17 protein-coding genes and 1 riboswitch are annotated in these 17,537 nt (G+C 66.5%); of the genes, 7 read left to right on the top strand and 10 right to left on the bottom strand.

What is annotated here, in order from left to right:
* Positions 1-33: 33 nt before the first annotated feature.
* The 4 genes from IB275_RS06855 to IB275_RS06840 form a co-directional block, all read right to left on the bottom strand.
* A complete protein-coding gene (locus IB275_RS06855; RefSeq protein WP_192289678.1) occupies positions 34-900 on the bottom strand; it encodes an ABC transporter substrate-binding protein in 867 nt (288 codons plus the stop codon).
* A gap of 131 nt (positions 901-1,031) precedes the next feature.
* Complete coding sequence (locus IB275_RS06850; protein WP_192289680.1) at positions 1,032-1,733, bottom strand: (2Fe-2S) ferredoxin domain-containing protein; 702 nt, start codon at positions 1,731-1,733, stop codon at positions 1,032-1,034.
* Positions 1,733-3,688, bottom strand: a complete 1,956-nt coding sequence (locus IB275_RS06845) for a TonB-dependent receptor plug domain-containing protein (protein WP_412547967.1) — start codon at positions 3,686-3,688, stop codon at positions 1,733-1,735. Before IB275_RS06845 ends, IB275_RS06850 begins: the two co-directional genes overlap by 1 nt.
* A gap of 94 nt (positions 3,689-3,782) precedes the next feature.
* Positions 3,783-3,989, bottom strand: a riboswitch (cobalamin riboswitch).
* A 73-nt stretch (positions 3,990-4,062) separates the two neighbouring features.
* Positions 4,063-4,491 carry a VOC family protein gene (locus tag IB275_RS06840; RefSeq protein WP_192289684.1) on the bottom strand — a complete coding sequence of 143 codons (429 nt, stop codon included), beginning with the start codon at positions 4,489-4,491 and terminating at the stop codon, positions 4,063-4,065.
* A gap of 172 nt (positions 4,492-4,663) precedes the next feature.
* Between IB275_RS06840 and IB275_RS06835 the strand changes: the two genes are divergently transcribed.
* Positions 4,664-5,032, top strand: coding sequence for a cupin domain-containing protein (locus IB275_RS06835; RefSeq protein WP_192289686.1), 369 nt, complete (start codon positions 4,664-4,666; stop codon positions 5,030-5,032).
* An 11-nt stretch (positions 5,033-5,043) separates the two neighbouring features.
* Here the strand turns inward: IB275_RS06835 and IB275_RS06830 are convergent, their stop codons facing one another.
* A complete protein-coding gene (locus IB275_RS06830) occupies positions 5,044-5,370 on the bottom strand; it encodes a helix-turn-helix domain-containing protein (protein WP_192289688.1) in 327 nt (108 codons plus the stop codon).
* Positions 5,354-5,578, bottom strand: coding sequence for a type II toxin-antitoxin system RelE family toxin (locus IB275_RS06825; protein WP_285886447.1), 225 nt, complete (start codon positions 5,576-5,578; stop codon positions 5,354-5,356). Before IB275_RS06825 ends, IB275_RS06830 begins: the two co-directional genes overlap by 17 nt.
* A gap of 320 nt (positions 5,579-5,898) precedes the next feature.
* On the opposite strand from IB275_RS06825, the gene IB275_RS06820 reads away from it, so the two are divergent.
* Positions 5,899-6,204, top strand: coding sequence for a DUF3303 domain-containing protein (locus tag IB275_RS06820; RefSeq protein WP_192289690.1), 306 nt, complete (start codon positions 5,899-5,901; stop codon positions 6,202-6,204).
* On the opposite strand, the gene IB275_RS06815 is transcribed toward IB275_RS06820, so the two are convergent.
* The gene (locus tag IB275_RS06815) at positions 6,194-7,192 is read right to left on the bottom strand and encodes a GlxA family transcriptional regulator (protein ID WP_192289692.1); all 999 of its coding nucleotides are present in this window, start codon (positions 7,190-7,192) and stop codon (positions 6,194-6,196) included. The genes IB275_RS06820 and IB275_RS06815 overlap by 11 nt on opposite strands.
* 109 nt (positions 7,193-7,301) lie before the next feature.
* Between IB275_RS06815 and IB275_RS06810 the strand changes: the two genes are divergently transcribed.
* The 4 genes from IB275_RS06810 (at position 7,302) to IB275_RS06795 (ending at position 11,219) form a co-directional block, all read left to right on the top strand.
* Positions 7,302-7,850 carry a cysteine hydrolase family protein gene (locus tag IB275_RS06810; RefSeq protein WP_192289694.1) on the top strand — a complete coding sequence of 183 codons (549 nt, stop codon included), beginning with the start codon at positions 7,302-7,304 and terminating at the stop codon, positions 7,848-7,850.
* Positions 7,851-8,014: 164 nt separating this feature from the next.
* Positions 8,015-8,611: a LemA family protein gene (locus IB275_RS06805; protein ID WP_192289696.1), complete on the top strand. Its 597-nt coding sequence runs from the start codon at positions 8,015-8,017 to the stop codon at positions 8,609-8,611.
* Positions 8,612-8,632: 21 nt separating this feature from the next.
* On the top strand, positions 8,633-10,543 hold the full coding sequence (locus IB275_RS06800; RefSeq protein WP_192289698.1) for a M48 family metallopeptidase: 1,911 nt from the start codon (positions 8,633-8,635) through the stop codon (positions 10,541-10,543).
* A 301-nt stretch (positions 10,544-10,844) separates the two neighbouring features.
* On the top strand, positions 10,845-11,219 hold the full coding sequence (locus tag IB275_RS06795) for a 5-carboxymethyl-2-hydroxymuconate Delta-isomerase (protein ID WP_192289700.1): 375 nt from the start codon (positions 10,845-10,847) through the stop codon (positions 11,217-11,219).
* 59 nt (positions 11,220-11,278) lie between these two features.
* Here the strand turns inward: IB275_RS06795 and IB275_RS06790 are convergent, their stop codons facing one another.
* The 3 genes from IB275_RS06790 to IB275_RS06780 form a co-directional block, all read right to left on the bottom strand.
* Positions 11,279-12,673: an amino acid permease gene (locus tag IB275_RS06790; RefSeq protein ID WP_192289702.1), complete on the bottom strand. Its 1,395-nt coding sequence runs from the start codon at positions 12,671-12,673 to the stop codon at positions 11,279-11,281.
* Positions 12,674-12,998: 325 nt separating this feature from the next.
* A complete protein-coding gene (locus tag IB275_RS06785) occupies positions 12,999-13,676 on the bottom strand; it encodes a class I SAM-dependent methyltransferase (RefSeq protein WP_192289704.1) in 678 nt (225 codons plus the stop codon).
* A 237-nt stretch (positions 13,677-13,913) separates the two neighbouring features.
* The gene (locus tag IB275_RS06780; RefSeq protein ID WP_192289706.1) at positions 13,914-14,183 is read right to left on the bottom strand and encodes a hypothetical protein; all 270 of its coding nucleotides are present in this window, start codon (positions 14,181-14,183) and stop codon (positions 13,914-13,916) included.
* A gap of 232 nt (positions 14,184-14,415) precedes the next feature.
* Here IB275_RS06780 and IB275_RS06775 point away from each other — a divergent pair, with 232 nt between their 5' ends.
* Positions 14,416-17,532 (top strand): transglycosylase domain-containing protein, encoded by a 3,117-nt coding sequence (locus IB275_RS06775; protein ID WP_192289708.1) that lies wholly within the window; start codon positions 14,416-14,418, stop codon positions 17,530-17,532.
* Positions 17,533-17,537: the final 5 nt, after the last annotated feature.

The raw sequence follows: 17,537 nt of genomic DNA, 5'->3' as shown, positions 1-17,537 counted from the left end.
CAGTGGCCAGTGAACAGACGGGACGCCCCTCCCTCAGAACCGCTCCAGCGCCTGCGCCAGTTCGCGTGCAGCCTGGCCACTTTGCACGCCGGGGAACAGGTGGGTGAACGGCAAGGCCACGAAGCGCCCTTCGCGCACGGCGCGCAGGCGCGAGAGCACCGGGTCGGCACGCAGGGCTCGGATCTTCTGCTCGGCCGTGGACCACAGCGCATCGGCCAGCAGGATCACCTCCGGGTCGCGCACCAGCAGTTGTTCGCTGTTGGCGGTGAAGCCACCCAGATCGACATCCTCGAACAGGTTGTGCGCTCCGGCGGCGTGCAGCAACTGGGTGACCACGCCACGCCGGCCCTGGCTCTCCAGGCCGTTGCTGGCGCTGTCGAGGTAGAAGACTTCCAGCGGTTTGTTCCCGGAGAAATGGCGGCGTGCCTGGGCCAGTTCGGCGCGTTGCTGGCGGATCAGCTTCTTCGCCCGCTCCTGCTCGCCGAGCAGGTCGCCCAGCGTCGTCAGGTCCGTCTCGACACCGCTGAACAGGTCGTCCTGCCACGCGCCACAACCGGCATCCAGCAGATAGCTGGCGACGCCATGGCCGGCCAGTTCCTCGCGGGACAGGTTGCCCAGCCGGAAGGCCGAGGCGAAGCCGGCCACCACCAGGTCCGGGCGCTGCGCATAGACCGCTTCCGCCGACGGGTACTGGCGCGACAGCAGCGGCACACCGCGATAGCTTCCTTTCGCCAGGTCGAGATCGTCATCGATGTAGGCCACGCCGATCAGCCTCTCTCCGACGCCCAGCGCCAGCAGCAGGTCGGCGGCGTGCTGGTTGAGGGCGAGGATGCGTTGCGGCGGGTGGTCGATCTGCCAGGTCCGGGCGCAGTTGCGGTAGTCCTGCGCGGAGACCGTCATAGTGCCAAGCAAGCATGCGAGCAGCAGCGTCCCCTGCAGGAGCGGGCCATGCCCGCGAGCGCCTCCGGCAGTTGAGCGACGCTGCCTCCACCCGCTCGCGAGCAAGCGCGCTCCCAAGAAGAGCGAGCGCCTCATGGCTCGTCCACCCGCAGCTCCGCCACCGGCACGCCGTCGCGCAGATGCTCCGCCACCATCCGGCACACTTGCTCGTCACTGCGCAGGCCATACCAGACACGTTCGGGATAGACCGTCAGCAGCGGCCCGCGATTGCACGGGAACTGGCAGCCGGTACGGGTCAGCAGGGCACCCGCAGCGTTCTCGTAGAGATCGAGACGGATCAGTTCGCGGCGCAGGGTTTTCCACAACGGCAGCGCACCACGCCGCACGCAGCGCGGCCCGGTACAGAGGAACAGGTGATGCCGGTGCGGCGGCGGCGCGGACCAGTCCGGCTGCGACGGCACTGCGCCGACGCCCTGGCAATCCAGCTGTTGCGCCGGGTCACCAATCGCCGCCAGCACCGCCGCCGCGTCCAGCCCGCGCCGGCCGAGCGCCGACGCGGTGACTTTCGGCGGCGGCGCCTGCGGATGATCTTCTGACAGCGCGGCCAGCTCGGCACGCAACCAGTCGAGGTAGGCACCGTCAGCGGTCGGTTCAAGGTCGACCAGCAAAAGCTCCCGCGCCTCCGCCATCAGCGCGCGCACCCGCCCCCAGAGCGAATCGAAACCCTCGCCGGTATCGATGCATTCGACACTGGCGAGACGCGCCGACACCTCGCGGTGCAGGCGCTCGCCCTGGGCTCCGGCGAGCGGGCCGACCAGCAGGATGGCCTTCATCAGAAGCTGAAGGTGTAGCGCAGCTCGGCGGTACGCGGCCGGCCGAGGTTGTCCACCTGGCGGATGCCGTTGCTGGTGCGACCGGTGGCGTAGTCGCGGTCCAGCAGGTTCTCCAGCAGCAGACTCAAGCGGTGCGAGTGGGCGGCGTCGAGGTAGCGGTAGGCGTCGCCATCGAGCACGCTGTAGTGGCCGTAGTCGTCATCCTGGGCGCTGACGATGGAGCCGACATAGCGGGTAGCAAGGCCCGCGCCCCAGAGGCTGTCGTCATAGCCCAGGCGCAGGCGGGCGAAGAAGTGCGGGATGTTGTTCACCGTCACGCCTTCGCGGCTGTCCACGAGGTTGCGCGTGGCGTCCGCAGAAAGCTGCCAGTGCCGCCCGAACTGCCACTGGCCGTTGGCTTCCACGCCACGCACGGTGATCTCGCCATTGCCGTTCACCCACTGGTCGCCCGCGAGGGTGATGAGATCGGTGATCTCGCGGCGGAACAGCGTGACGCTGCCGCTCCACGGCTGCTCGAACAGCTCGCCGGTGTAGTCCAGGCCCAGCTCGGCGTTGCGGCTGCGCTCGGGCTTGAGGTCGCGGTTGCCCACTTCGTCGCCCGGCTCGTTGACGAACAACTGCTCGGCGGTGGGCAGCTTGAAGGCGGTGCCAAACTGGCCGCGCAGCTTGAGCTGCTGCGTGAGGTCATAGAGCGAGGTCAGCATCCACACGGTGGCGCCTTCGCCGCCGGAGATTTCCTCGCGGCGCACGCCCAGGCTCGGGTGCCAGTCGGGCAGCGCCTCGATGTTCGGCCGCAGCTGGGCGTAGAGCGCGTGGGACTCGGCCTTGTCGTTGTCGATGATCAGCACATCGTCCTGGCCCTTGTACCACTGGTTGTCATTGCCGAAGACCAGCTCGTGACCGCCCGCCAGCTTCGCCTTGCCTTCGAGCTGCGCGCCCCAGTCGGTGAAGCCCCAGTAGTCGTTGTGGTTGAGCACCTGGGTGCCGCCGCCCTGCAGGTTGTAGACGCGGTCGTAGCGGGTATCCCAGTCGTTGATGTGGGTCTTGGCGAACCAGCTGAAATCGTCGCCGACGCTCTGCTGGAAGGTCGCCGTGGCGATCTGCTGCACGCGGTTGTTGCTGGTGTGGTGGTTGGACGTCGGCCGGGCGAAGTCCAGCTCGGCGTCGGCGTACTGGTAGAACAGTTCCAGGCGCGAGGCATCGCCGATGGCCTGGATGGCCTTGGCGCCGAACACGTTGACGTCGTAGGAGCGGCGCTTGTCGCTCACCGTGTCGGTCATGTCGCGGTCGCGGTAAGGCTGGTAGCCGTCGGAGCGGTTGTGGCTGAGGTAGGCCATCAGGCCGAGGTCGCCCAGGCCGTTCTGCACGATCTTCTCGGCGCGGGCATCACCACTGCGGCCCTTGAAGGTGTCCAGGCCGAGATTCACTTCGCCGGCCGCCTCGCGGCTGCGCGCGCTGCGGGTGACGATGTTGATCACCCCGGACACCGCCTGGGTGCCGAACAGCAGGCCCTGGCCGCCCTTGAGCACTTCGATGCGCTCCACCGCAGTGGTCGGCAGGGTGTCGATGTAGATGCCGCCGTAGAGGCGGTTGTTCAGGCGCACGCCGTCCAGCAGGATCAATGTGTCGTCGTTGCGCCCGCCGAGCAGCGAGTAGGTGCCGTAGTCGAACGGGCCGTTCTTTGGCGCGACGAACAGACCGGGCACGTACATCTGCAGCACACGGGTGATGTCGGCGCTGGGGCCGGCGCGTTCGATCTGCTGCCGGTCGATGACCTCCAGCTTGCTGCCGTAGCGGGCCATGTCGGCCACGGTAGTGGACTCCACGGAAGGGCCGCTGACGACTTCATCGGCCAGGTCGAGCGGCGCCGCAGCGAGCTGCGAGCTGAGGGCGCACAGGGAGAGAACGGGGGTCCAGCGCAGGGCGCGCCGGTTCAGGAACGAAGAATGTTGCAAGGTGATCGCCTCGAAATCGGGATTTCGCAGGCGGCGCAGCGACACCCGGAACGAGCGCGCTCCGGGAACCGGCTCACGCCCGCCCACCGCGGGTTTGCCAAACAGGTTCCAGGCCGGTCTCCGGGCTTGCGAGGGTCATGAAACTTCCGCCTTCCCATGCCTGAGCACAGTGGCCTAATGGATGTTCCGCTCGCTTACCGTTGCGGGGGCAGCGCCGGACTGATCGCGCGAGGGCGACGCACCGGCTTCCCGTTTCACCCCACGCACGGCGGCGGGGGGCACCTGAAACGGGGCGAATCTGAACACTCGGCGGACGAAAGCGTCAAGCGCGGGGGTTGGGCAGGATGTTGCGGAGGCGGACGGGACGCGCGAAATCAGTGCCAGGGATCGTAGGTGCCGAAACTCCAGATGTGCCCTTCCGGATCACGGCAGGTGAAACCCTGGCCGCCGTAGTCCTCGTCCTTGATGTCGATGACGATCTGCGCGCCGCCGTCCACTGCCGCGCGGTACAGCACCTCGGCATCCTTCACCACCACGTAGATGCTCTGGGTGCAGCCGCCGATCTCATCGGGCTGGCGCATCAGCCGGCCGTACTCGTTGTCATGCAGCGATCCGAGCATCACCAACCCACTGCTGTCGGCCAGCGCCAGCTGTGCGTGGGCGATGCCGCCATGGTCATCGGCAACTACCAACTGCCGCTGGAAACCGAAGGTGGCGCACAGCCAGTCGATGGCCTGGGGCGCATCGCGGTAGCGCAGGCAGGGAATGACGCTGGGGCGGGCGATGGGAGCGGGCGTGGACATGGCGGTCTCCAGCAGGAACAGGCGCGATGTTCTGAGCATAGTCGCCCGCTTTTCGCTCCCCGCTACTGCATGGCGACCAGCAGCAACAGCGACAGTGAAGCGCAAGTTCCTGCAAGACCGCGCCAGGGGCCGGCAGTAGTTTGGGCAGACCGATCCCAAGGAGAAAACCACCGTGACCCAACGCCAACCGATCAACCTGCAGGACAAGCTCGGTCGCCTCACTGAAACCTGGCAACCACGGGTGATCGCCGAGATGAACGACTACCAGCTCAAGGTGGTGAAGCTGCAGGGCGATTTCGTCTGGCACAGCCACGCCGACACCGACGAGACCTTCATCGTGCTGGGCGGCGAGCTGCGCATCGACTTCCGCGACGGTCCGCTGACCCTGCGCGCCGGCGAGCTTTACGTGGTACCCCGTGGGGTGGAACACAAACCCTATGCCGAGCACGAGGTGCAGCTGATGCTGATCGAACCGCGCGGCATGCTGAACACCGGCGACCAGGGCGGCGAACGCACGGCGGAGAATGATCGCTGGGTGTGAGCGCCTGCGGCTCAGAGGTCCAGCAGGTCGGCGTGAATTCCCAGTGCTTTGGCGAGTTTCTCTCGCGTGGGTTTGCGCGGCCGGCTCGCTGCTTCCTGCTGGGCATAGGCGGACTGGCTGATGCCGATGCGCTCGGCCACTTCCGCCTGGGTCAGGCCCAGGTGCCTGCGCCAGGCGCCGACAGGGCTCAGCCCTTCCTTGACCATGAAGCCCACCACCTCGTTGGGGAGCAGGTCCTCCTTCGGGTGGCTGGCGATGTACTCCGCATAGGGAATGACCACGAACGCCGGAACGCCGTCCGGTCCGTTGATGATCTGCACGCTAGTACGTGTGCTCATCGCGCTTGCTGACCTCTTCGATATTCACGATGCGGATGCCGCCATCCCAGTCGAACAGCACCCGGTACCTGCCCACCCGCAGGCGGTAGCCGTAGGCATGGTTGACCAACCTTTTGACGTTCGGCACAGCCGGCATCCGGGCCAGCTCCTGCACGGCGTCGTAGATCACCGGCTGGTCCGCCTTGTTGAGCCTGCCAAGCTGCTTCACGGCCTTTCAGGTCCAGTTGATCCGGTTCATGGCTGCCTCGCGGGGAGAGGCAGAAATATAAGCCTTTCAATAAGTATATTAGCGCGAGTCTGGCGGTTGTGGGACGGTGTTCTCAGGCACAGACTCCGACCGCCGATCGACTGCCCAGCCCGTTGCCGATCAGCGGCCGCTCCCGCTTCGCTGGGTACTGCTATGCCTGTCGGGAGAACGCCGCTCCCAGCCGGAGGCTGTCACGCCTGGGATACACCGGCGCGGCTCTGGCGGCGTCGCCGGTTCGGGTCCGCGTCCATCGAAGCCCGGAGCCGGGCCGGAGGTGCGACATGCTCTATCTGGTGAACTGGACCATCCCCATCGAGAACCGCGACAGGATCATTCAACGGTTCCTCAAGACCGGCGGCCTGCCGCCGCCCGGCGTGAAGCTGGTCGGCCGCTGGCACGCCATGGGCCACATGCTCGGTTTCGGCCTGGCGGAGGCCGAGAACCCGCTCGATGTGCAGCGCTGGATGCTGCAGTGGACCGACCTGATGCACCTGCAGGTGCACCCGGCCATGACCGACGCCGAATATGCACCGCTGCTCACGCAGCTGCTGCAGCAGGCGGCGGACAACCCATCGGTCAGTCCCTGAGCAGGACCTCGGCTGGCTTGGCGCCGAAGCGCTTGCGGTAGTCGCTCGGCGCCATCCCGGTGATCTTGCGGAAGGTACTACGGAACGAGCCCGGATCGAGGTAGCCGACCGTATAGGCGATGTGGTCCACCGTGCCGTTGGTGAACTCCAGCAGCTCGCGCGCCTTGCCCACCCGCAGGTGCTGGCAGTACTCGGTGGGCTTGAGCCCGGTGGCGGCGCGGAAGCGCCGCAGGAAGGTGCGCTCCTCCAGCCCGGCCTGGGCGGCCATGGCGGCGAGGCTGACGTCCACCGCGCCATTGCCCTGCAGCCAGTGCTGCACCTTGAGGATCGCGGCATCGCCATGCCCCAGCAGCGGCGCGAAATTGCTGCCGCATTGCTGGGCGCTGTCGCTGTGTTCGACCACCAGGAAGCGCGCGGTGCGGTTGGCGATGCTCGGGCCGAGCAGGCGATCGACGATGCGCAGGCCCAGGTCCGACCAGGCCATCAGCCCGGCGGAGGTGATCAGGTCGCCGTCGTCCACCATCGGCTTGTGTGCTTCCAGCCGCACGCGCGGGAAGCGTTTGCCGAAAGCCTCGGCGCCGCTCCAGTGGGCGGTGGCGCTGCGGCCGTCGAGCAGCCCGGCCTCGGCCACCAGCAGGCCGCCGATGCACACCGAGCCGACGATAGCGCCCTCGCCGTGGCGCGCGGCGAGCCAGTCGGTGAGATTGCGCAGTGGCGCGGCGTCGGGCAGGCCGAACAACGAAGGCGGGACGAGCACGGCGACCAGCCGGCTATCCGCGCCTGGATGTGTGTCGAACACGCGCCGCGGCTCGCCGCCGTCTTCACCGGACCAGTGGCTGACGCGCAATGCCGGCAGCTGCTGCGCGGCTTCCTCGCAGGCGATGCGCTCGGCCACCGCGAACAGGTCGGTGAGCCCGTGCAGCGCCGCCGTCTGCACACCGGGATAGAGCAGCAACCCGATCTCGACGACGCTCCGTTCCACAACCATTGTCAGTTTTCCCCCGGTTATTGTCGTTCCGCCTGATCCCCGCGCGGCGCGCGGCGAACCATACTGGTCCCACTTCCTCACCACTCAACGTTCAAGAAGGACTTCGGAAATGGCCAAGCAAGCGCTCATCCTAGTGGATATCCAGAACGACTACTTCCCTTCCGGCAAGTGGCCGCTGGTCGGCATCGAAGCCGCCGCCGACCAGGCTGCCAAGGTCCTGGCCGCCTTCCGCGAGCGCGGTGACCTGGTGGTCCACGTGCGCCACGAATTCGAAAGCGCCGATGCTCCGTTCTTCGTCCCCGGCAGCGACGGCGCGAAGATCCACGGCAAGGTCGCCAATCTGCCCAGTGAGCCTGTGGTGCTCAAGCACTTCGTCAACTCGTTCCGCGACACCGACCTGAAGGCCATCCTCGACCAGCACGGCGTGGAATCACTGGTGGTGGTCGGCCACATGAGCCACATGTGCGTGGATGGTGCGGTGCGCGCCGCCGCCGACTTCGGCTATCCGGTGACCGTGCTGCACGACGCTTGTGCCACCCTGGACCTGGAGTTCAATGGCGTGAAGGTTCCGGCAGCCCAGGTACACGCGTCCTACATGGCGTCCCTGGCTTTCGCCTACGCCGACGTGGTGTCCACCGCCGAGTACCTGAACCGCTGACTCACAGGGTTTGGCAAAAGGGCCTCCAATGAGGCCCTTTTTCATTCAGCAACGCACCGAAACATCGCCAAAGAGTCGGTGATACAAGACGTGAGAAGTTGCCCAACACGCCGCGGGCTTTCCGCTATGATCGACGCTCGATCGCCTGCCGATAAGGACATCCCATGAGCGTTTCTTCGATGATCATCCTCGCCATCATCGCTGGCTTCATCTTCCTGCTGATCAGCGTGTTCAACCGCCTGGTGGCGCTGCGCAACCGCTACCAGAACGCCTTCGCGCAGATCGAGGTGCAGCTCAAGCGCCGCTACGACCTGATCCCCAACCTGGTGGAAACCGCCAAGGCCTATCTCAAGCACGAGCGCGAGACCCTGGAAGCGGTGATCGCCGCCCGTAACGCGGCGGTCGCCGGCCTGAAAGCCGCTTCCGAACAACCCGGCGACGCCGGCCGCATGGCGCAACTGGCCGCCGCCGAGAACGCCCTGGGCGGTGCCATGGGTCGCCTGAACGTGACCCTGGAAGCCTACCCGGACCTCAAGGCCTCGCAGAACCTGCAGCAGGTCAGCGAGGAGCTGTCGAGCACCGAGAACAAGGTCGCTTTCGCCCGCCAGGCTTACAACGACGCGGTGATGGAGTACAACACCTACCGCCAGTCGTTCCCCGCCAACTTCCTGGCCACCACCTACGGCCACAGCAAGGACGCCAGCCTGCTGGAGTTCGAGGACAGCAAGGCCATCCAGGCCGCGCCGAAAGTCGCCTTCTAACCCCCCGGCGCAGGACGCGCGATGAACTTCTTCGAACACCAGGACCGCGCCCGCAAGCAGACCGGGCGCCTGGTCCTGCTGCTGACCGTCGCGGTGGTCTGCCTGGTGACCATCACCAGCTTCGCCCTGGGCTGGCTCTGGCGTCACCTGGGTGAGCCGGCGCTGCACCTGACCTCCCGCGCCTCCCTGCCCGACCCGGAGCTGTACCTCTCAGTGGCCGCCGTAATCATCGGCGTGGTCGTGCTCGGCGCGCTGTACAAGCAGGTGCAGTTGAGCGCCGGCGGCAAGGTGGTGGCCGAGAGTCTCGGCGGTCGCCTGCTCAACCTCAGCGCCGGCAACGCCGATGAACGCCGTCTGCTCAACGTCGTCGAGGAAATGGCACTCGCCTCAGGCTCGCCAGTGCCGCCGGTGTACGTGCTGGAAGATGGCTCGATCAACGCCTTCGCCGCCGGGCTGACGCCACGCGACGCGGTGATCGGCATCACCCGTGGCGCCATCGAGCAGCTCGACCGCAACGAGCTGCAGGGCGTGATCGCCCACGAGTTCAGCCATATCCACCACGGTGACATGCTGCTCAACACGCGGCTGACCGCCCTGCTCCACGGCATGCTCCTGCTCGGCCTGATCGGAGGGATGCTGCTGCGCGGCTGGAGCGAAACCAGCACCGGCATCCGGGTCAGCAGCCGGAGCAGCAACAACGACAAGAACGGCGGCGGCAGCGTGGTGTTGCTGGTGATCGGCGCCGGCGTGGTGCTCTATGTGCTGGGCTATATCGGCACCTTCTTCGGCCAGCTGATCAAGGCGTCGGTGAGCCGCCAGCGCGAGTACCTGGCCGACGCCTCGGCGGTGCAGTTCACCCGCGATCCCTCGACCATCGCCGGCGCGCTCAAGAAGATCGGCGGCAACCCGCTGGGCGCCCTGCTCAGTGCGCCACGCGCGGCCGAGTTCAGCCACATGTACTTCGGCGACGGCGTGGGCAGCAGCTGGTTCGACACCCACCCACCGCTGAAGGATCGCATCCGCCGCGTCGATCCGGGCTGGGACGGCCGCTACCCGAAGTTCGAGCCGCGCCTGGACGTGGCACTGATGAACCAGGACGCCTGGACCGCCGCCGTCACCGGCCAGCCTTACCAGCCCAGCGCCGTAGAAGTGGCCGTGGCTGCCGTGGGCGCGCCGACTGCCGCCCACCTGCTGGAAGCGCGCAGCACCCTGCGACGCCTGGATGAGCGCCTGCAGCGCGCCGCCCATGACAGCGAAGGTGCCGAGGCGCTGATCTACGGCCTGCTGCTGGACAACGAACCCGGTCTGCGCACACGCCAGCTGGAAGAGATCAAGAAGCGCCTGAACCTGAGCCTGGCGCTGCAACTGGACCTGCTGGAAGAATCGCTGCTGCGACTCGATCCCGGTCAGCGCCTGCCGCTGCTGGACCTGGCGATGCCGGCGCTCAAGCAGCTGGACGCCAAGGCTTTCCTCGCCCTGCGCGAGAACATGGCGCTGCTGATCAAGCTGGACGGCAAGGTGAAACTGCTGGAGTGGACCCTGCTGCGCATCGTCGAACGCAACCTGCGACCGGGCAGCGGAAAGATAGGCAATGTGGCGCTGGCGGAGCTAGAAGATCCGGCCGCCGTGCTGCTGGCCTTCCTCGCCCGCACCGGCGAAACCAGCGAGGCACAGACCGGGCAGGCCTTCGCCGATGCATGGGGCACCCTGCCCTTCGCGCCCCGCCCCTTGCCGGCGCAAGGCAGCCTGCGCGACCTGGAAAGCGCCCTGAAGAAACTGGAGCAATTGCGCCCGCTGCAGAAGCCGCAGCTGCTCAAGGCACTGGCGCGCTGCATCGAGCACGATGGGCGCATCAGCACCGACGAGGCGGAACTGATGCGCGCAGTGGCCGATATCATGGACTGCCCGATGCCCCCGTTGCTGGCGGGCTGACGCTTCAGCACGCAGGGCGGGATTACCACCCTCTGCGGCGGATGCAGGAAAGCTTCTTCGTAGGATGGCGTGGAGCGGAGCGATACCCATCGATTGCCGTGCGCCGAAGCAGCATGGGTATCGCTTCGCTCCACCCATCCTACGTTGATGCTTCACACGTGAATTCGAAGTGGATGAAAACTCCGATCTCGCCCACGGGCGCTCCTGCAGGTCGGCCCCGCCTTAGTACGTAGTCACCCGCATATCCCCAGCGACGCTGGCGCCCTAGGATGACTGACATCACTGATGCCGGATACTCCCCATGCCCCACATCGCCATCGACTACAGCGCCAACCTTGCCAACGACCTCCAGCCCCTCGACCTGCCCCGGAAACTCCACGAGGCCGCGCAAGCCATGGGCGTGTTCCCCATCAACGGCCTGCGCACCTTCGCCCAGGCTGTCGACGACTATCGGGTCGGCGCGAATACCGCCAACGAAGCCTTCATCAACATCCAGGTCCGCATCGCCCCCGGCCGCCCGGAGGAGTTGCGCCAGCGCATCGTCGACACGCTGTTCGACACCGCCGAGCAGACCCTCGCCGCACTCATCGAAGAACGTCCCGTCGGCCTGCAACTGGAGATCACCGAGTTCGACCGCAGCCTGACCCGCATGGCCGGCAGCCTGCCCGGTGCCTGATTCGACGCGAAAAAAAAGGGCCTCCGCAGAGGCCCTTTCTTCATTCGCTCAACCGCGCATCAGGCACGGCTGGCCACGCTGCCCTGCTCTTTCGGAGCCAGGTTTTTAGGAGCAAGGTTCAGCGCGTAGTACAGCACCGTCAGCAGCACCAGGAAGGCCGGGCCGATGTACAGCGCGATGCGGGTATCCTCGAAGAAGGCCATCAGCACCACCACCAGCACCAGGAAAGCCATGGCGAGGTAGGAGCTGAGCGGGTACAGCCACATCCTGAACTGCAGCTTGCCGGCTTCGGCGGCGGAGAGGCCGCGGCGGAACTTCAGCTGCGCCAGCAGGATCATCGCCCAGGTCCAGATCGCACCGAAGGTGGCGATGGAGGTCACCCAGGTGAACACCTTCTCGGGTACCAGATAATTCAGCAGCACGCCCAGCAGCAGCGCGAAGATCGACAGCAGCAGCGCATTGCGCGGCACGCCGCCCTTCGAGGTCTTGGCGAACACGGCCGGGGCCTGGCCATGCTGGGCGAGGCTGTAGAGCATGCGGCCGGTGCTGAAGATGCCGCCGTTGCAGGACGACAGCGCAGCGGTGATCACCACGAAGTTGATGATGCCGGCGGCGGTCTTGATGCCCATGCGCTCGAAGGTCATCACGAAGGGGCTGCCCTGGGTGCCGATCTCGTTCCACGGGTAGATGGACATGATCACGAACAGCGCGCCCACGTAGAACAGCAGGATGCGCCAGAACACCGAGTTGATCGCACCGGGGATGGTCTTCTGCGGGTTCTTCGCTTCACCGGCGGTGAGGCCGATCATCTCCACGCCCAGGTAGGCGAACATCACCATCTGCAGCGACATCAGCACGCCGGTTATGCCGTGGGGCATGAAGCCGCCGTTGCTCCACAGGTTGGAGATGCCGGTGGCGATGCCGCCGTTGCCCAGGCCGAAGAAGATCATGCCGGCGCCGGCCAGGATCATGGCGACGATGGTGACGATCTTGATCAGCGCGAACCAGAATTCGAATTCACCGAAGGCGCGCACGGCGATGAGGTTGATGGTGCCCATGCTCGCCAGCGCGGCCAGCGCCCAGATCCAGCGCGGCACGTCGGGGAACCAGATGCCCATGTAGATGGCCACCGCGGTGATCTCCGCGACGCAGGTCACCAGCCAGAGGAACCAGTAGTTCCAGCCGGTCAGGTAACCGGCCAGCGGGCCGAGGTAGTCCTGCGCGTAGCGGGCGAAGGAGCCGGCCACCGGATTGTGCACGGCCATCTCGCCGAGGGCGCGCATGATCACGAGGATGGCGAGACCGCCGATGAGGTAGGAGAGCATGATGGCCGGGCCGGCCATCTGGATGGCCTTGGCGGAGCCGAGGAACAGGCCGACGCCGATGCAGGCGCCCAGGGCCATGAGACGGATGTGCCGCTCGTTGAGATCCCTTTGGAGATCGTGGGACGACATGGTGATGCAACCTCATTTTGTTCTTGGGAGTAATCAGCTGCGGACTCTGAGTGCAGTCAGGGTGCGGAACCACCGGAAAGGCTTCGCCGCCGCGCCAGGCGGCACGGAGGGAGAAGTGTCTGGCAGTTCCAGGACGGCACACCGGAAGAGGCTGCCCGCTCTTGTGAAGCGGACGTGGGCATTGCGGGAGGACCACGGCTGAGGTCGCGGGCGAGTGTTACACAAGTGTGTAGGAAACGTCTGCACCACCAAGGTGCAATGTGACCAAAGGAATAGCGGCGTATCGCCACATCCACGTACCCGGCGAAGGCCGTTTTAGAGCGGTTCAGCCTGCCAGCGGCTGCAATTCCAGCAACAGCGAGCAGGGCTGGCCGGTGCCCGGATGGCGCGGTTCGCGCAGCTGACGCAAACGCCAGCCGCTGGCGGCCAGCAGCGCCAGCCATGACTCCAGGGTGCGGAAGAACCAGGGCATCGGTGAGCGGAACTCGCCACCGAATGCGGCGAAGGTTTCCAGCCGCCAGCCATCGGCATAGGACTCGTCGCCGCAGGCGGTCCAGGGGTGAACGGTCTGGATCAGCAGCCGCCCGCCGGGAGCGACGCGTTCGCGCAAGGCGCCGAGCAAGGGCGCAATGTACTCGTCGAGCAGCGCGAAGTTGCACACCAGTACGTCGAACTTTCCCAGGCTGCTGCCGGACTCGATCAGCGCCGCGTAATCCATCACCTCGAAGCGTGCGCCGCCTGCCGCCTGCGCCGAATCGATCAGCGGCGCCGAGGCATCCACACCGACGCACTCGCTGCCGCGCTCCGCCAGCGCGCGACACAACCAGCCTTCGCCGCAGCCGATATCGAGCGCACGCCGCGCCGGGCCATCGGCGATGGCGCCAAGGATCGCTGCGTCAGTGACCAGCCGCCGGCTTTCGATACGCTGCTCGCGCACCGCACGGGTCCAGGCATCGGCGTTGGTCTGCCAGCTCTGGCGGATTCGGGCGTCGTGATCGGTCATGGTGAGCTCCGTGCGTGGGTGAAACGATGGCGGAGGAATCTGCTCCTACGGTGCTACTCCGGCGCCCGGGTCTGCCCTCACCCTAACCCTCTCCCGGAGGGAGAGGGGACCGTTCGTGCAGGAGGAAATCACAGCATCAGCCGGCACAATCTGCTCCCTCTCCCTCTGGGAGAGGGCTGGGGTGAGGGGGAATCGTCGGCACCCAATGTCCCGGTACAACGCCACAAGAAACTGTAACTACCGCCCCTTCAATACCTTGGGCACCGCCAGCCCTTTGGGCGGCGGAGTCTGCGGGATGGCCTCGCGGCAGCCGGCGTCGCGGAACGGCCCGCCGATCTTCTGCCAGCCACTGCCCGGTGACGTCTGCTGGCAGGTGTAGGCGCCATCGAGCTTGCTCTGCCAGCGGTAGAACGGCATGGGCGCCGCCTGGGCGCTCAAGGACGCCAGCAGCAGGGCGGCCGGAGGCAGAGCACGGAGCAGACTGCAAGGCAGAAAAGGCGAACGCATGGGCAAGGGTTCCTGTCGAAGTCAGTACATTGCACCTGCTGGCCGTCGGCAAATCAATCCGCACGGCCACGAACGGTGCCAGCCGGTGCGCAGTTTTTTTGCCGCCGACTACGCTGGAAGTTAGGAAAGCTGCGGGGGGGAAGCGGCTTTCGCGGCGCCAGGATGGCGCCGGCCATCACGTGGGCGGAGTCCGCTACCTGGGCTGTCGTACAAGCAAGGGCGGGGCGTGAAGATGGGCAACTCGAAGCATTCCGGTACGCAAGTGGCAGGTCAACCGGGAAGTCTGGGGCCCGGCCTTTCCCCACAGAAAGTGCATCACCACCGCTTCCTCATTCTCTTCCTCTTTCTCCTGCCGTTGCTGGCCGCCATGGGCGCAGCGCTGCTCTATGAAGCGCGCACCTCCAAGCTGCAGGCGCGCGAGCTGGCGCGCTACGCCACCGGGCTGACCTGGAGCCTGGAACAGGGCGGCACTGCCGACGTGGTCTACCCCCAGGGCGGGCCCTTCGACCGGCGCCTGGGTTACCAGCAACTGCCGAGCTTCCTCGGCCGCCTGCACGAGCGCAATTTCGTCACCCTGAGCCAGGCTCGCTTCTCCGATCCGCTGATGCAGTACACCGGCCACGGCATGTTCCCGCCCTACCCGGAGAAGGCCCAGGCCGGCGTCGACATCGCCGACTGCCGCGGCCTGCCGATCTACAACTTCCGCTACCCGCAGCGGCTCTACGCCAACTTCGAGAGCATCTCGCCGGCCATCGTCAACAGCCTGCTGTATATCGAGAACCGCGATCTGCTCGACCCCGACCGCCCCTACCTGAACCCGGCCATTGACTGGAGCCGCTTCACCCAGGCCTCGGTGGCGCAGGTGGGCAAGCTGGTTGGTCTGGGCAACCACGCGCCCGGCGGCAGCACCCTCGCTACGCAGATCGAGAAGTACCGCCACTCCGAGGATGGCCGCACCAACTCCATCACCGACAAGCTGCGGCAGATGGCTTCGGCCAGCGTGCGCACCTACCAGAACGGCGCGGAGAATATGGCCGCGCGGCGCAACGTCGCCCTCACCTACCTGAACTCCGTGCCGCTTTCGGCGCAGCCCGGCTACGGCGAAGTCAGCGGCCTGCCGGACGGCTTGTGGATCTGGTACGGCGCCGACTACCAGCAGGTCAACAAGCTGCTCAACGCCCCGCCCGGCTCCGGCGCCGAACTGGCCGCCCAGGGCAAGGCGCTGCGCCAGGTGGTGTCGCTGATGATCGCCCACCGCCGGCCGTCCTGGTACCTGGCCCGCGGCCGCGACCAGCTCGCCGTGCTGACCGACAGCTACCTGCGCCTGCTGGCGCAGAACAACGTGATCGCCCCCGAACTGCGCGATGCCGCGCTCGGCCAGAAGCTCAGCTTCCGCGATCCGCGCAGCGAGCCGAGCTTCACCCCGCTGGAGAACAACAAGGGCATCGGTCTGGCCCGTACACGCCTGGCCGGCATGCTCGACGTGCCGCTGTATGACCTCGACCGCTTCGACATGAGCTTCACCACCACCCTGCAGCATGAGTTGCAGGAGCAGGTCACCGGTTACCTGCGGCATCTGTCCGACCCGGAGTTCGCCGAGCAGATCGGCCTGTTCGGCGAGCACCTGCTGTCCAAGGACAAGACCAAAGACGTGCGCTACAGCTTCACCCTCTTCGAGCGCACTCCCAGCGGCAACCGCGTGCGCGTGCAGACCGACAGCACCGAGCAACCCTTCGACATCAACGAGGGCAGCAAGCTGGAGCTGGGCTCCACCGCCAAGCTCCGCGTGCTTTCCACCTACCTGGAAACCATCGCCGACCTGCACCAGCTGTACGCGCCGATGAGCGTCGCGGAGCTGAAGAAGGTGCCGGTGGAGCCGCTGGATTTCCTTACCCGCTGGTCCATCGACTACCTGATCACCGCCAAGGACCGCGACCTGCCGGACATGCTCGCCGCCGCGCTGCAGCGCAAGTATTCCGCCAGCCCCTACGAGAGCTTCTTCACCGGCGGCGGCATCCACACCTTCAGCAACTTCCGCAAGGAAGACAACGGCCGCATCCCGACCCTGCAGGACGCCCTGCGCGAGTCGATCAACCTGCCCTTCGTGCGCCTGCTGCGCGACCTGGTGCGTCACGACATCTACGCCAACGAGGGCAGCAAGGTCGCCGTGCTCGCCGACGACAAGGACCCGCGCAGGCAGGACTACCTCGACCGCTTCGTCGACAAGGAAAGCCAGGTCTACCTGCTGCGCTTCTGGCAGAAGTACAAGGGCAAGGACAACGACGCGCGCCTGAGCACCTTCCTCGACGGCCTGCGCGCCTGGCCGGTGCGGCTGGCGGCGATCCACCGCTACCTGCAGCCGCAGGCGGATGTCCCGACCTTCGCCGCCTTTCTGCAGGATCGCCTGAAGCAGGGCAAATACGCCGGCGACAAGCTCACCGACAAGCGCATCGAGGACCTCTACACCCGCTACGGGCCGGGCGCCTTCAACCTCAACGACCAAGGCTACGTGGCCCGCGTGCACCCGCTGGAACTCTGGCTGCTGGGCTACCTGCAACGCCAGCCGGCAGCGACATTCGCCGACGCTGTGGCCGCCAGCAGCGCCGAGCGCAAGGAAGTCTATGGCTGGCTGTTCAAGTCGCGGCACAAGTACGCCCGCGACAAGCGCATCCGTATCATGCTGGAGGTGGAAGCCTTCCTCGACCTGCATGAACAGTGGAAGCGCCTGGGGTACCCGTTCGACCACCTGGTGCCGTCGCTGGCCACCGCGCTGGGCAGCTCCGGCGACCGCCCGGCGGCGCTGGCGGAGCTGATGGGGATCATCCTCAACGATGGCGTGCGCCTGCCGACTTTGCGCATCGACAGCCTGCACTTCGCCGCCGCCACACCCTATGAAGTCACCCTCGGCCCGGAATCCGGCAATGGTCGCCAGGTGATGCGCTCGGAAGTGGCCCAGGCCCTGCGCACGGCGCTATCCCAGGTGGTGGATGCAGGCACTGCTCGGCGCCTGTCCGGCACCTTCAAGCTGGCTGATGGCAATGCACTGGTGATGGGGGGCAAGACCGGCACCGGCGACAACCGCATCGAGAGCGTCACCCGCAGCGGCTGGGTGAAGAGCTCGAAGGCGATGAACCGCACGGCGACCTTTGTCTTCTACATCGGTCCGCGCCACTTCGGTACGCTCACCGCCTATGTGGCGGGCAGCGAGTCGGACGGCTTCAAGTTCACCTCGGCGCTACCGGTGCAGGTGCTCAAGGGCATGGCGCCGCTGCTGACCAGCTACCTGGAGCCGGGGATCAGCACCGGATGCCAGGAGCGGCTGGATAATCTGCGGGTGAGCTGGAGGTAGCCCTG

Origin of the sequence: Pseudomonas sp. PDM21 (genome assembly GCF_014852505.2) — a bacterium.
Taxonomy (GTDB): Bacteria; Pseudomonadota; Gammaproteobacteria; order Pseudomonadales; family Pseudomonadaceae; genus Pseudomonas.
This window is presented reverse-complemented; position numbering and strand designations above follow the sequence as displayed.